Source organism: Mesorhizobium subarcticum (assembly GCF_055456085.1).
Genome location: NZ_CM144237.1, coordinates 4,490,051 through 4,504,747 on the forward strand (window position 1 = coordinate 4,490,051; position 14,697 = coordinate 4,504,747).

Consider the following 14,697-nt stretch of genomic DNA (forward strand, 5'->3'; position numbering starts at 1 on the left):
TCATGGCTCGTTTCAAGATCGATTTGCGCGCGAGCGCCTTTCGCAGCGTTCTTGGTTTCACGCTCACCCATTGGCGGCGCCAGCCCTGGCGGCTTTCGCTGATCATGGCCGGTTTCCTGCTGTCGACGCTCGCCGACGTCTTGACGCCGCTCTATTCCGGCCGGCTGGTCGATGCCGTTGCCAGCAGCGCCGGCGCGGACGCCATTGCCTGGAATGCCGCGATGGCGGCGTTTTCCATCCTGATGGCGCTGGCGTTGGGCGGCCTCGTCCTGCGCAACCTTGCCTTCATGGGCATCGTCGAGCTGACGCTGAAGATGATGGCGGATATCGCCGCCGACGCCTTCCATCGCGTCCAGCGCTTTTCCACCGACTGGCACGCCAACTCGTTTGCCGGCTCGACCGTGCGCAAGGTGACCCGCGGCATGTGGGCGCTCGACCTGCTCAACGACACCATCCTGATCGCGCTGCTGCCGTCGGTCGTCATGCTCGTTGGCTCGACGCTGCTGCTTGGCTGGTTCTGGCCATTGATGGGCGCGGTCGTTGCCGCAGGCTCCGTGCTGTTCATCATGGTGACGGCGATGCTGTCGCTTGGCTATGTCGCGCCGGCGGCGAGGCTTGCCAACACCTGGGACACGCGCCTTGGCGGCTCGCTGGCCGACGCGGTGAGCTGCAACGCCGTGGTCAAGGGCTTTGGCGCCGAGGAGCGCGAGGAGCGCCGCCTTGCCAAGGTCGTCGCCAAATGGCGTGCGCGCACGCGGCGCACCTGGGTTCGCGGCACCATCAACGGCACCACGCAAGGGGTGCTGCTGCTGGTGATGCGCGCCGCGGTGATCGGTCTGGCGCTGATGCTGTGGTCGTGGGGGCAGGCGAGCGCCGGCGATGTCGCCTTCGTGCTGACGTCGTTCTTTGTGTTGCAGGGTTATCTCAGGGATATCGGCACGCATATCCGCAATCTGCAGCGTTCGGTCAACGACATGGAGGAACTGGTCGATTTCCAGTCCGAACCGCTCGGCATCGAGGACCGGCCGGGCGCCAAACCGATCCGGATCACGCAAGGGGCGATCGGTTTCGACAACGTCACCTTCCACTATGGCAGCCATCGCACGGCGCTCTATCGCCACTTTTCGGTCGATATCGCCCCGGGTGAACGTGTCGGGCTCGTCGGTCACTCCGGTTCGGGCAAGACGACCTTCGTCAAGCTCATCCAGCGGCTCTATGACGTGAATGCGGGAAAGATCCTGATCGACGACCAGGACATCTCGCAGGTGGCGCAGGCGTCGCTGCGCGGGCAGATCGCCATCGTCCAGCAGGAGCCGATCCTGTTCCATCGGTCATTGGCCGAGAACATCGCCTATGCCAGGCCGAGTGCCACGCAAGAGGAGATCGAGCATGCCGCGAAGCTTGCGAGCGCGCATGATTTCATCACCAGCCTGCCGAAGGGCTACGGCACGCTGGTTGGTGAGCGTGGCGTCAAACTGTCGGGCGGCGAGCGGCAGCGCGTGGCGATCGCGCGCGCCTTCCTGGCCGATGCGCGCATCCTGATCCTGGACGAGGCTACATCGAGTCTCGATTCGGAATCGGAGGTGCTGATCCAGCAGGCTATGGAACGGCTGATGGTCGGCCGCACCACGCTGGTCATCGCGCACCGGCTGTCGACGGTGCGCGCGCTCGACAGGTTGCTGGTCTTCGACCGCGGCAAGATCGTCGAGGAAGGCTCGCATGACGAGCTGATCCGGCTGAAGGGCGGTATCTACCGCCGCCTGTTCGAACGCCAGGCGCTTGAACTGACCAAGGGGCTTGTCATCTGACCCGAGATGGCCTCCGGCTTCGGCTGGAGGCCATCTCTATCAGGCGCTGTCAGCCAGGCGGGCGGTTGGTGACGCAATGGCAGGGCGGAGCCGAGCAGATGCGAGCACGTCGGCGAGGCATGAGATGTCCGAATGCCTGTCGCTCCGCGTTTGCTGGCAGAGCACATCCGCGACACCAAGCGGCATCCAATTCTTTTCCAGATCTTGAATTTTGAGACGCTCGTTTACGATACCGAGCGAGATATGTTGTTTCAACCATTGATTAGTATACATTTACTCCAAGCAACCCAAGGACGACCGATGCGCATCCCGGGATTCGATTGATCAGCGCAGGATTTAGCCCTCCGCCAGACGACCTCCATAGGTTTCACGATGCAACTTGTTGCCAAAATTACCGGTGTGGAGAAGGTGTTTGCGCCGGCTGTATTGGACTCTCAACACGGCTCGGTTCGGCCGCTTGCTGCCGAAGATCTCGAGCGCGTCGCCGCACTCTTCCTGACGAAGTTTCGCCGGCGGCGGCGCCACCTCCTCGATCGCGCGATCGCGGAGACAGCCGAGTATATGAGAAAGATCTATCTTGACCCTGCCGGCGATGCGAGCAACGCCCTTGTCCAGATCACTCCGCAGGGCGATCTGGGTGGCTTCCTCGGCGTCCTGAAAGCCCGCTATGAGCTCAACGGAGCGGGATTGAACGCGGCGATTATCGGGCCGCTTATGTCCGACCCCAGCACCGATCACGGTTCGGCCGGACCGCAATTGCTGCGTGCCGTGCATCAAGGCGAATTCGATCTGCAACTGACCGATTCGGCAAACCGGGTATCTCTGGCCTTTGCGCGCCCGATGAAATACCAGCTCCTGCCGGCACATTGTCTGGGATGGACCCGCATTTTCCGCCCGGCTGCGGTGGCCTCCGCCGCGGTGCGCGATAAATGGCCGGCCCTGTCTCGTTTCGTATTCGATCCTTGCGCCAAGGCATTCGATCCTTTTACGAGAAAAAGGTTCGAGCCGCCCGTCCAACATTCCTCGTCACATCGGGTCCATCGCGAGCCGATGGATGCCGCGCAATTTGCGGAGCGGTTGCCAACCGTCGTGTCCGATTACGCGCTTCGGCCGAGTTGGCAGGAAGGCGAACTGCCACGGCTGCTCGCGCTGGCGGCCGAGAAGCGAGCGGACGGCCCCCTTCATTTCGGCGGGACTTACGACGAAGCCGGTAAAATGCTCGGTTGCTACGCCTTCTACGGTCAAGCCGGCGGCATCGCCAACCTGTTGCAAATCCAGGCTTCCGGATCCCACTGGGGCGCGACACTTGATGCTCTGATTGCGGATGCGTGGACTATGGGCTGCGCAGGCGTCGTCGGGCAGACGCAGATCCGATTCATGCCGCAACTGTTCAGCTACAAGAATGTCTTCTTCCGCTATGCCGGTGGAACGATGGTGCGCTCGCGTATCCCCGAAGTTGTGGAAGCGGTGCGTTCGGGCGATATCTTCATAGGCGGGTTGACGGGCGACCGCTGGACCCGCCTCAGTTCCGATGACTTCGGCCGCTGATCGCCTTCAATGATCTGAACTGATCGAACAGGCCACGCGTCTCGCATGGCCTAAGTCTTTTCATTGCGCGCATGATGTTCTATGTGTGCCGACCGGCGCGGGGGCGCATCTTGTCAATCACAAAGGCATCCGGTACGCCCCGCCCATGACAGTTACCGTTCGTTTCGCCCCATCACCGACCGGCCGCATCCATATCGGCAATGCGCGCACCGCCCTGTTCAACTGGCTGTTTGCCCTCAACAACAAGGGCCGCTTCATCCAGCGCTTCGACGACACCGACACCGCCCGCTCGAAGCAGGAATTCGCCGACGCCATTCTCTACGACCTGCATTGGCTGGGCATTTTTCCCGACGCCACCGAATATCAGTCCCGGCGTTTCGAGGTCTATGACGCGGCTGTCGAGCGGCTGAAGACGGCGGGTGTGCTCTATGCCTGCTACGAAACTCCGGAGGAACTCGATCTCCGGCGAAAAGTGCGCCGCACGCGCGGCCTGCCGCCGGTCTATGGCCGCGAGGCATTGACGCTGACGCGAGAGCAGGTGGCAGAGTATCAGGCCGATGGCCGCCGGCCGCACTGGCGCTTTTTGCTTCCCAATTTCACTGGGGATGCGCTGCAACCTGAGCGCACGGACGTGCATTGGAACGATCTGGTGCGCGGCGAGGAAACGGTCGATCTGGCTTCGCTGTCCGACCCGGTCCTGGTGCGCGAGGACGGCACCTATCTCTACACGCTGCCTTCCGTCGTCGACGATATCGAGATGGGCGTCAGCCATGTCATTCGCGGCGACGACCATGTCACCAACACCGGCGTGCAGATCGCCTTGTTCAAGGCGTTGGGCGCCGAGCCGCCAGTCTTCGGCCACCACAACCTTTTGACCACCGTCTCGGGCGAGGGGCTGTCGAAGCGCACCGGCGCGCTCTCGATCGAAAGTCTACGCGAGGACGGCATCGAGCCCATGGCCGTCGCGTCGCTGGCCGTGCTGGTCGGCACTTCGGAAGATGTCGCGGCCGCGCACGATCTCACCGAACTCGCCGGCCATTTTGACCCGGCCGCAACTTCGAAGTCGTCGGCCAAGTTCGATCCGGACGAGCTTTTCGTGCTCAACCGCGTGCTCTTGCACCATATGCCGTTCGACGAGGCGCGAGACAGGCTGATGGTGCTTGGCATCTCCGGCGAACAGGCGGAGCCGTTCTGGCTGGCGGTGCGCGGCAATCTGGACCGGCTTGCCGATGCCGTGGGCTGGTGGCGCATCCTGCGCGAGGGTTCACAGGACAGGCCGGAGTTCTCCGACGATGATCGTGAGTTCCTCGGACAGGCGTTCGATCTGCTGCCGGAGGAGCCCTGGAATGGCACGGTCTGGAAGGACTGGACCGGCAAGATCAGGGAAGCGACCGGCCGCAAGGGCAAGGGGCTGTTCATGCCGCTGAGGCTTGCCCTTACTGGACTGCCTTCGGGGCCGGAGCTTGCAGATTTATTGCCGCTGATGGGTCGGGAAGGAACGTTGGCCCGACGACCCTGACCTTGCGCTGCTCCGGCGGCAAGGCGGACACGGGCGACGTGACCGGCTTGGCGGAAAGCCGCTTGATGGCCTCGCGGTCGAGCCCGCCTTCCATATTGGCCAAGGTTTCCGGGTCCGCGCCAGGATCGGGCTTCGAGGCCGGCACGGGAATGAGTGGCGCTGCCTCGGTTTCGGGCTGCGATTGCGACGGATTTGGCGGGTTGCCGCCAATGATCTGGAAATTCTGTGTGGCGGCGTTGCAGCCGCAGGCCGGCGGTCGCGGCATGTTGGACTGCTTGTAGAGATAGGCGGTCGGCAATTCGCTGTAGGGCCTGCCGGTGACGGACGACGTCATCGATGCCGAATCGTCGTCCATCCCGCGCGAATAGAAGACCTGCATCTCGGTGCCGGGGCAGCTCGATTCGCAATTCTTCTGGTCACGTTCGAAGTCGCTGACGGAGGCGGCGTTCGACATGGGGAAGAAATAGCCGTCGCAGGTGCGCACGCAGCTGGTGTGGAACTCGCCGCCGGTGCTCGGAAAGTCCGGAATGCGGGGCTGGTTCAGGACACGGCGGACGTTGCGTTCCTCGCCGGGGTCATCTGGCTGGTCAAGTGTGTCGCTCCGCTGGCTGTCGCCACCGAAAAGCTGGTCGAACAGGTTTGTACTGCCATCATCTCCACGGTCCGTTTCCTCCAGCGGTGCGCGGCGCGGCGCAACCGTGTCGTCACGGCAGCCATTGGCGTCGAGCGCGGCGAGGATGCGGCCGCGGTCGCGGCGCGAGCCGCCGCCGGCGATCTGGGCGCGCTTGGCCTGGAGACTGTCGAGATTGGCGTTCATGCGGTCCAGGGTGGCGTTGAGCCCGGCGCATTGATTGATGTTGCGGGAAAACAGCGAAAACCCGCAACCGGAGCTATTCGCCTGGCCGCGCGCCTTTGAGATCTGTTCGCGCTGCCGGTCGATCGCGGCGTCGAATTTCCGGATCATTGCCGTCCCGCCGCCACCGCCGCGCGAAGCCGCGGCAAGATCGGCCTCCAACTGCCGGCAGGCTCGCGAGGCGGCCTGTGGTTCGCTGATGGTGGCGCCGGACAGCAGCAGGCCAAGCAGCATGGCAGCATGCGCCCGCTTCAACCCTCCGCTTGTCATCCGCCTCAAATCCCGCTTGCCTGTGGTCGCCAAGCTACCCCGTACGCGGTTAATCGTCTATTTCGGATGCGGTCCGGTTGGTTGTCAGAACTTGTAGTTCATGCCGATCTTGACCGTATTGAACGTGTTGTCGAAGGTGGTGTTGGAGTTGGCGCCATAGTCGATGGTCTGGTCGCGCAGGTCGACATATTGATATTCGACCTTTGCCGACCATTGGTCGGTGATCGCTTGCTCCAGCCCGGCGCCAATGGTCCAGCCGACCTTGGTGTTCTTCTCGGAAAAGCTGTTGGCGGGACCGTCGAGATACTGGTTTTCGACACTTCCGTAAGCGAGACCACCGGTTCCATAGATCAGCGTACGATCGAACGCGTAGCCAGCCCTCGCGCGAAGCGTTCCATACCAGTCCACCTTGGTGTCGTAAGTATCGCCTCCGCCGACATGTATCTCGTCGGAGTACCCCTTGATGTCGGCTCCGGAAAAATCGGCTTCGACGCCGATAACAACGGCGTTGATCTGGTAGTTGTAGCCGAGCTGGACGCCGCCCAGGAAACCGTCGGTATCGTAGTCCTGCGAGCCTCGGATTGTTGGAGTGTTCGGCAAATTGTAAGCCGCGTCGGTCTTTCCGAAACCATAGCCGATTTGCCCGCCGACATAGACGCCGGACCAGTCATGGACGGTTGCGGGCTCGGCACTGATGGCGTCCGCGGCCAGAGCTTGTCCGCTGATCAGGGACAGCAATGCGGATGCTAGCAACAGGCCCTTCATGACGTCCTCGCCGTCAAATCAGTTGGGCAACCATATCAGATCGGCCTTCCCTGTAAAATCCGCTTCCGCCAGCGCCGAATTTCCGCAATCGCAAGTTGCCGGACCGCAACACCCGATTTTTGAAACGAAGTGGTTGCCGGAAAATCTGCCGGAGCCGTTTCAGCTGAGATTGACGACCGCCTGCGCCTTGTGTGCGGCCTCGACCACCGCCAGCGCCGTCATGTTGACCACGCCGCGAGACGTGACCGAAGGCGTCAGTATGTGCGCCGGCATATCGGTGCCGAGCAGGATCGGCCCGACATGCAACGCGTCCATCATGGTTCTAAGCGCGGTCAAGGTGATGTTGGCCGAGTCCAGATTGGGGAAAACCAGCAGATTGGCTTCGCCCTTCAGCCTGGAGTGGGGATAGACGCGCTGGCGCAGATGCTCGGACAGGGCGGTATCGGCATGCATTTCGCCATCGCATTCGAGCTCCGGTGCGATGCGCGCCAGGATCGCCGCCGCCTGCCGCATCTTCAGCGCGCTTGGCGAGTCGCGCGAGCCGAAATCCGAATGCGACAGAAGCGCCGCCTTCGGTTCAATGCCGAAGCGCTGGATCTCCTCGGCCGCCAGCACGGTCATCTCGGCGATCTCCTCAGCCGTTGGGTCGACCGAGACGTGGGTATCGGTGAGGAAGATGATGCCGCGCTGCGAGATCAGCATCGACAGCGTCGACAGGTCATGGTCCTTGATGCCGGCGCGAGGGCCAATGATCAGGGTCACATTACGCAGATGCCGCTCAAAGCGACCTTCGAGGCCGCAGATCATGGCGTCGGCATCGCCACGCTTCAGCGCCAGAGCGGCGATCACCGTGTTGTCGGTGCGCACCATGGTGCGCGCTGCCTCCGTCGTCACGCCGCGCCGGCCGGCGAGCTCGATCAGCAGGTCGACGTAATGGCGGTAGCGCGGATCGTCCTCGGGGTTGATCAGGCCGAAATCGACACCCGGCTTGATGCGCAGGCCGTAGCGCTTCAGCCTGACTTCGATGACGTGCGGACGGCCGATCAGGATCGGCTCGGCGATGCCTTCCTCGAGCACCACCTGGGCAGCGCGCAGCACGCGCTCATCCTCGCCATCGGCATAGATGACACGCTTGGTGCTCGATGCCTTGGCGGATGAGAACACCGGCTTCATCACCAGGCCGGAACGGAAGACGAAGCGGTTGAGCTTGTCGATATAGGCGGCGAAATCGGTGATCGGCCGTGTCGCCACACCGGTGTCGCAGGCTGCCTTGGCGACGGCCGGTGCGATGCGCAGGATGAGCCTGGGATCGAAGGGCGAGGGGATCAGGAATTCGGGTCCGAAGATCGGCGTCTCGCCGGAATAGGCGCGGGCCGCGACGTCCGAAGGCTCTTCGCGGGCAAGGGCGGCGATGGCGCGCACCGCCGCCATCTTCATCTCCTCGTTGATGGCGCTGGCGCCGCAGTCGAGCGCGCCGCGGAAGATGTAGGGAAAGCACAGGACGTTGTTGACCTGATTGGGAAAATCGGAGCGGCCCGTGCAGATCATGGCATCGGGGCGGGCGGCGCGCGCCTCTTCCGGCATGATCTCCGGATTGGGGTTGGCCAGCGCCAGGATCAACGGTTTTGGCGCCATGTGCTGGAGCAGTTCAGGCTTCAGCACGCCGGCTGCCGAGAGGCCGAGAAAGACGTCGGCGCCCGGAATGACATCGGCCAGCGTGCGCGCCTCGGTGTCTTTCACATAGGGATCTTTCCAGCGGTCCATCTCTTCGACGCGGCCTTTGTAGGCGACGCCGAAACGGTCGGTGACCCAGATGTTTTCGACCCGCACGCCGAGCGAGACCAAAAGGTTGAGGCAGGCAAGGGCGGCCGCACCCGCGCCTGATGTGACGACCTTGATGTCCGATATGGTCTTGCCGGCGAATTCCAGACCGTTGAGGACGGCGGCGGCGACGATGATGGCGGTGCCATGCTGGTCGTCGTGGAACACCGGTATCTTCATGCGCGCCTTGAGCTGTTCCTCGACCTCGAAGCATTCAGGTGCCTTGATGTCCTCGAGGTTGATGCCGCCGAAGGTCGGCTCCAGTGCCGAGATCGTCTCGACCATGCGCTCGATCCCAGGGGCGTCGATCTCGATGTCGAAGACGTCGATGCCGGCGAATTTCTTGAAAAGGACGGCCTTGCCTTCCATCACCGGCTTGGAGGCCAGCGGGCCGATATTGCCGAGGCCGAGCACGGCCGATCCGTTGGAGACGACACCAACCAGATTGGCGCGCGCCGTGTAGTCGGCGGCGGTTGCTGGATCGTCGCGGATTTCCAGGCAAGGCGCGGCGACGCCCGGCGAATAGGCAAGCGCCAGGTCGCGCTGGTTGCCAAGCGGCTTGGTTGCCTGGATTTCGAGCTTTCCCGGCCTCGGATACTTGTGGAAGTAGAGCGCGGCTTCGTCGAGGTCCGAACGTGCCGTTTTCTTGTTCTCGCCTTCCATGCGGCCGCTCCTCGAAATCTGCCCGAAGATTCCTTTTAGCACGCAGCCCAGGTTTTTCACGATGCTAAATGACGCGCCGGCAGCTTTACCTGCCGGCGCACATAAAATCACAGCTTATCAGATGCTTAAGAGAACTTGATGGCTGTTTGATCCAGCTGTTTTATCGACAAGTTGATCAGAAAGCACTGACGTAGAGACCGCCGTCGACCGGTATGTTCTGCCCGGTCAGATAGCCGGCATGGACAGAGCAGAGGAAGGCGCAGATCTGGCCGAATTCCTCCGGCGTACCGAGCCGCTTGGCCGGCACATCGGCACTGATGCGGGTCTTGCGCGCGGCGGCCGCGGCCGGATCTTCTGACGTGCCGGCCTCATGCGGGCCGCGCAGCCGGTCGGTGTCGAGCTTGCCCGGCAGAAGGCTGTTGATGGTGACGTTGCGGTCGATCACCGTTCGCGCCACGCCGGCGAGGAACGAGGTCAGTCCGGCGCGTGCCCCCGACGACAGGTCGAGGCCAGGGATGGGAACGTAGACCGACAGCGAGGTGATGTTGACGATGCGGCCGAAGCCGCGCTTGGCCATGCCGTCGAGGACGGCCTGCACCAGCTCGATCGGCGTCACCATGTTCTGGGTGACGCCTTCAAGGATCTTGGTGCGATCCAGTTCGCGGAAATCGCGCAGCGGCGGGCCGCCATTGTTGTTGACCAGGATATCGGGTTCAGGACAGGCGGCGAGCAGCGCCTTCTGCACCTCCGGCTTTGAAACGTCGCCGACGACTTCCGTGACCGTCACACCGTAGCGCTGGCGCAGCTCCGCTGCGGTTTTGGCGACCAGTTCGGCATTGCGGCCGTTGACGACGACATCGCAACCGGCTTCGGCGAGCGCCATGGCGCAGCCCTTTCCAAGCCCCTTGCTCGAAGCGCAGACGATGGCTTTCTTTCCGCGGATACCGAGATCCATGACGATTTCTCCTGTGATTTGGACGGCAAGCTAGTCCCTAGGCTGGACCAATCGCAACCGTCATACGGTTGTTGCATGAATCGGGGCATAGGCTGCTGGAAAGCAAGGGTGAAATCGCGATGTCAGGCCAAGAGCCCCGCACTTTCCGCAGCATGTTCATTTCCGACGTCCATCTCGGCTCGAAGGCGGCCAAGGCCGAGTTCCTGATCGATTTCCTGCGGTACCACGACGCCGACATCATCTATCTGGTCGGTGACATCGTCGATGGCTGGCGGTTGCGGCGCAGCTGGCACTGGCCGCAAAGCCACAATGACGTGGTGCAGAAATTGCTGCGCAAGGCACGCAAGGGCGCCAACATCACCTATATCGCCGGCAACCATGACGAGTTCGCGCGCCAGTTCCAGGGCGTGCATTTCGGTGGCATCGTCGTTGCCGACCGCGCCATCCATGAAACAGCCGACGGCAAGCGCCTGCTCGTCATCCATGGCGACCAGTTCGACACTGTCGTCCACAATCAGCGCTGGCTCGCTTATCTCGGCGATCATGCCTATGACGCGGCGATGATTGTCAACCGGGTGGTGACGCGGCTGCGCCAATTGCTCGGCCTGCCTTACTGGTCGTTCTCGTCCTGGGCCAAGGTCAAGGTCAAGAAGGCGGTCAACTTCATCGGCTCGTTCCAGACGGTGCTGACCGAGGAAGCCCGTCGCTCGCATGTCGACGGCGTGATCTGCGGCCATATCCACCATGCCGCGATCGAGAATTTCGATGACGTGCGCTACATCAACACCGGCGACTGGGTGGAAAGCTGCACCGCCGTGGTCGAGCACTTTGATGGCCGGATGGAAATCCTGACCTGGGCGCAGGTGTTGCCGGAGTCGCTGGATGAGCCTTTCATCCCGATGCTCCTCGAAGATCGCGTGGGACAGGCGGCCTGACGCGAACGTCGCGACGACTTTAAGCGTTGATCGATTGGTCCAGCCGGTTTCGTCCGGTTTTCCGCCATGTTAAGGGATCGATCACCGTCGCCGGCCAGTCATGCGCGGCGTAATTGGATCGATTCATGTCCCTGCCGCCGCTTTCGCCAGAACAGCTTGTCAAGCCGCGCCATTTCGAACTGCGCATGAGTTTGATTTTCGGCACGCTGTTCATATCGCTCGGCACGCATGTGCCCTATTTCCCGCTCTGGCTGCAGGCCAAGGGGTTTCACGCCGAGCAGATAGCTGTCATCCTGGCGGCGCCGATGTTCCTGCGCGTCGTGGCGACGCCGCTGCTGACGACGCTCGCCGATCGGGCGAGTGACCGCGCCAATGTCTATGTCGCGCTGGTGGCAGCCTCACTGTTGCTCTCGGCGGGTTATTTCCTCACACCGACCTACGCGATGGTGTTGGCGGTCTCGCTGGCGCTGACCATTGTCTGGACGCCACAATCGCCGATTGCCGATTCGCTGGCGCTTTCGGGCGTGCGCCGCTTTGGCTCGAATTACGCCAGCATGCGCAAATGGGGTTCGATCTGCTATCTCTGCGCCAACGTCGCGGGCGGCTTCATCCTGGCGGCCACCGGCCCTCAAGCCGTTCCGGTGATCATATTTCTTGCCCTTGGCGCGGCACTCATCGCCGGGCTTCTGGCGCCGCGCATGGGGCGGCCGCGCAAGGCCTCGCCGCTGTCGGCCGTGGAAATTCAGCACGCGGCGCCCAGCCTGTTCAATGCCTATTTCCTCTATTTCACCTTTGGCGTCGGCATCATTACCGCCAGCCACGCCTTCCTCTACGGCTTCGTTTCCATCTACTGGAAATCGATCGGCATCAGTGATTCGGTCGTCGGCCTCCTATGGGCGTGGGGCGTGGTGTCCGAAGTCTGCATGTTTTTGTTTTTCAATCGCATTTTCGCCTCCGTGTCGGTCGTCAAGGTGATGGTTATCGCCGGCATCGGGTCGATCGTGCGCTGGATCATCTTCCCGCTGATATGGCCGCTCGGCCTAGGCATCGCCGGCTTCTTCGCCGTGCAATCGCTGCATTCGGTGTCTGTCGCCATGGTGCTGATCGGCCTGCCGAGAATGATCGCTGAAACCGTCTCCGAAGAGCGTACCGGTGCCGCGCAAGGCATCGCCTATTTCTTCAACGGCTTCTTCATGGCCGCCGTCACGCTTGCTTCCGGCCCGCTTTATGACCGTCTCGGCGTCGATGGGTTCCTGGTTATGATCCCGATTGCGATCGTTGGACTGGTGCTGATCGGGCTTGCGGCGCGCTCAGCCCCAAAGCGCCCGGTCCGGGGGTGAGACGAGCGAACCCTGGTAGACGAGACCCGGCACACGGTCGCGGGCAAGCAGCAGCGGGCCGTCAAGGTCGACGAAATCGGCGTCCTGGGCAAGCAGGACCGCCGGCGCCATCGCCAGTGACGTGCCGACCATGCAGCCGACCATGATGCCAAAACCCAATTCGCGGGCGCGGTCGCGCAGCACGAGCGCCGCCGTCAGCCCGCCCGACTTGTCGAGCTTGATGTTGACGGCGTCATAGAGACCAACCAGCGTTTCCAGGTTCTTCGCCTCATGAACGCTTTCGTCGGCACAGATCGGCACCGGATGCCCGATGTGGCGCAGGATTTCGTCGTGGCCCGCGGGCAGGGGCTGTTCGACGAGCGCAATGCCTTGCTGCGCGGCAAAAGCGAGGTTTGCGACGATGTTGTCGTCGGTCCAGCCTTCATTGGCATCAAGGATGATTCGGCTCCGGGGTGCCACCTGTCTGACAGCCTGGATGCGGGCGATGTCGTTGTCGCCGCCGATCTTGACCTTCAGCAACGGCCGGCTGGCGTTGGCGCGGGCCTGTGCCGCCATCGCTTCGGGTTCGCCCAGCGACAGTGTGTAGGCGGTTTCCAGCTGAAGTAGCGGGGCCGGCCAGATTGCGTGCGCCGCCGGATTGCCGCTGATCTTGGCTTCAAGATCCCACAGAGCGCAGTCAACGGCGTTGCGGGCGGCTCCCGCCGGCATTGCGTCGAGCAGGGCGATCCGGTCGATGCCACCGGCGATCCGGTCTCGCATGGCCTCTATCGCGGCATGCACGCCGTCCATGGTCTCGCCGTAGCGCTTATAGGGAACGCATTCGCCGCGCCCGTTATGACCATCCTGGCTGATCGTGCAGGTGATGACTTCGGCCTCGGTCTTGGAACCGCGTGAAATGGTGAAGGTGCCGGCGATCGGAAAACGCTCGGCCTCAACCGAAATGACACGCGCCATATTTTTCTGCTCCCGCTATGCGAGAAGGGTTGTCGGCAAATCGACAAGGTCGGACCCATCAGGCTAAACAGGACGCCATGTTGACCATCGGCAAGCGCGACGCAAGCGGCACGACCGCCTCGGAGGCTGACCACCAACCGCGCGTGGCGGTCGGCGAGGAAGGTGGCGTTCTCGGCTGCGCTTTCTCCGGAATTTGGACGACGCGGACCGTGGCGCTGATCGACGCCGAAATGCGCAAGATCGAGAAACGAAGCGGTTTCAAGACTTTGGCCCTCGATCTTTCCCATATCGAGAAGATCGACACGGCCGGTGCGTGGCTGATCGACCGGCTGGTCAGCGTCTTCGAGAAGAAGAACGTCGAGGTCCGGATGCAAGGCCAAAGCGAGATCGCTTCCATCCTGCTCGACGCGGTCGCGGAAGCTGTCCGGCGCGAACCCGAATCCGCGCCGGCGCGGCCGCCCAACATCGTCATGCGGGCGCTGGAGCTGGTCGGGCGACGCGTCTATGAGATGCGCGACGACTTCCTTGCTTCCATGAACATCCTTGGCGCCACCATCCGCGGCGCGCAGATGAAGCTCGGCCGGGGCCACGGCGTCAACCCGGCGGCGATCTTCAACCAGATCGATCGCATGGGCGTCGGCGCCATCCCGGTGGTGGTGCTGATGTCGGCCATCGTCGGCGCCATCGTTGCCCAGCAAGGCGCCTATCAGCTCAGCTATTTCGGCGCGGACCTCCTTGTCGTTGACCTCGTCGGCGTGCTGATCCTGCGCGAGCTTGGCGTGCTGATGACCGCGATCATGATCGCCGGCCGCTCCGGCAGTGCGATCACCGCCGAGATCGGCTCGATGAAGATGCGTGAGGAGGTCGACGCACTGAAGGTTATCGGCCTCAACCCGATCGGCGTTCTGGTGTTTCCGCGGCTGGTGGCGCTTGTCATCGCCTTGCCTTGCCTGACCATCATCGCCAATTTCGCCGCACTTGGCGGCGGCATGGCTGCAGCCTGGCTTTATTCCGGCATCACACCAACGGCATTTCTGGACCGGTTGCGCGTCGCCATCGACCTCAGCACCATTTTTGCCGGGCTGATCAAGGCGCCTTTCATGGCCATGATCATCGGCACGATCGCCTCGGTCGAAGGTATGAAGGTCGGCGGCAGCGCCAAATCGCTCGGGCAGCATGTGACAGCCTCGGTGGTGAAGTCGATCTTCATCGTCATCATCCTGGATGGGCTTTTCGCCATCTTCTACGCAGCGATCGAGTTCTGAG

11 protein-coding genes are annotated in these 14,697 nt (G+C 62.7%); 6 read left to right on the forward strand and 5 right to left on the reverse strand.

Going from position 1 to position 14,697, the window contains the following annotated elements; all coding sequences use genetic code 11:
* Nucleotides 1-2 precede the first annotated feature (2 nt).
* From ACZYHG_RS21825 to gltX, 3 genes are all read left to right on the forward strand, one after another.
* Complete coding sequence (locus ACZYHG_RS21825) at nt 3-1,808, forward strand: ABC transporter ATP-binding protein (RefSeq protein ID WP_464610333.1); 1,806 nt, start codon at nt 3-5, stop codon at nt 1,806-1,808.
* Between the two features lie 372 nt (nt 1,809-2,180).
* Nucleotides 2,181-3,356, forward strand: a complete 1,176-nt coding sequence (locus tag ACZYHG_RS21830; protein ID WP_464610334.1) for a hypothetical protein — start codon at nt 2,181-2,183, stop codon at nt 3,354-3,356.
* A 145-nt stretch (nt 3,357-3,501) separates the two neighbouring features.
* Entirely contained in the window at nt 3,502-4,875 is a 1,374-nt protein-coding gene (gltX, locus tag ACZYHG_RS21835) for a glutamate--tRNA ligase (RefSeq protein WP_464610335.1), read from the forward strand.
* On the opposite strand, the gene ACZYHG_RS21840 is transcribed toward gltX, so the two are convergent.
* The 4 genes from ACZYHG_RS21840 to ACZYHG_RS21855 all read right to left on the reverse strand — a co-directional run bounded on the left by ACZYHG_RS21840 (nt 4,793) and on the right by ACZYHG_RS21855 (nt 10,202).
* Nucleotides 4,793-5,998, reverse strand: coding sequence for a DUF2865 domain-containing protein (locus ACZYHG_RS21840; RefSeq protein WP_464610336.1), 1,206 nt, complete (start codon nt 5,996-5,998; stop codon nt 4,793-4,795). The genes gltX and ACZYHG_RS21840 overlap by 83 nt on opposite strands.
* Before the next feature lie 84 nt (nt 5,999-6,082).
* The gene (locus ACZYHG_RS21845) at nt 6,083-6,763 is read right to left on the reverse strand and encodes an outer membrane protein (protein WP_464610337.1); all 681 of its coding nucleotides are present in this window, start codon (nt 6,761-6,763) and stop codon (nt 6,083-6,085) included.
* A gap of 159 nt (nt 6,764-6,922) precedes the next feature.
* Complete coding sequence (locus ACZYHG_RS21850; protein WP_464610338.1) at nt 6,923-9,247, reverse strand: NADP-dependent malic enzyme; 2,325 nt, start codon at nt 9,245-9,247, stop codon at nt 6,923-6,925.
* Between the two features lie 175 nt (nt 9,248-9,422).
* The gene (locus ACZYHG_RS21855; protein WP_464610339.1) at nt 9,423-10,202 is read right to left on the reverse strand and encodes an SDR family oxidoreductase; all 780 of its coding nucleotides are present in this window, start codon (nt 10,200-10,202) and stop codon (nt 9,423-9,425) included.
* Nucleotides 10,203-10,321: 119 nt separating this feature from the next.
* On the opposite strand from ACZYHG_RS21855, the gene ACZYHG_RS21860 reads away from it, so the two are divergent.
* Together ACZYHG_RS21860 and ACZYHG_RS21865 are read left to right on the forward strand one after the other, a co-directional pair.
* Nucleotides 10,322-11,137, forward strand: coding sequence for a UDP-2,3-diacylglucosamine diphosphatase (locus ACZYHG_RS21860; RefSeq protein WP_464610340.1), 816 nt, complete (start codon nt 10,322-10,324; stop codon nt 11,135-11,137).
* Nucleotides 11,138-11,262: 125 nt separating this feature from the next.
* Nucleotides 11,263-12,477: an MFS transporter gene (locus ACZYHG_RS21865; protein WP_464610341.1), complete on the forward strand. Its 1,215-nt coding sequence runs from the start codon at nt 11,263-11,265 to the stop codon at nt 12,475-12,477.
* Here the strand turns inward: ACZYHG_RS21865 and dgcA are convergent.
* Entirely contained in the window at nt 12,448-13,431 is a 984-nt protein-coding gene (dgcA, locus tag ACZYHG_RS21870) for an N-acetyl-D-Glu racemase DgcA (protein WP_464610342.1), read from the reverse strand. The genes ACZYHG_RS21865 and dgcA overlap by 30 nt on opposite strands.
* Nucleotides 13,432-13,508: 77 nt before the next feature.
* Between dgcA and ACZYHG_RS21875 the strand changes: the two genes are divergently transcribed.
* Nucleotides 13,509-14,696, forward strand: coding sequence for an ABC transporter permease (locus tag ACZYHG_RS21875; RefSeq protein WP_464610343.1), 1,188 nt, complete (start codon nt 13,509-13,511; stop codon nt 14,694-14,696).
* Nucleotide 14,697: the final 1 nt, after the last annotated feature.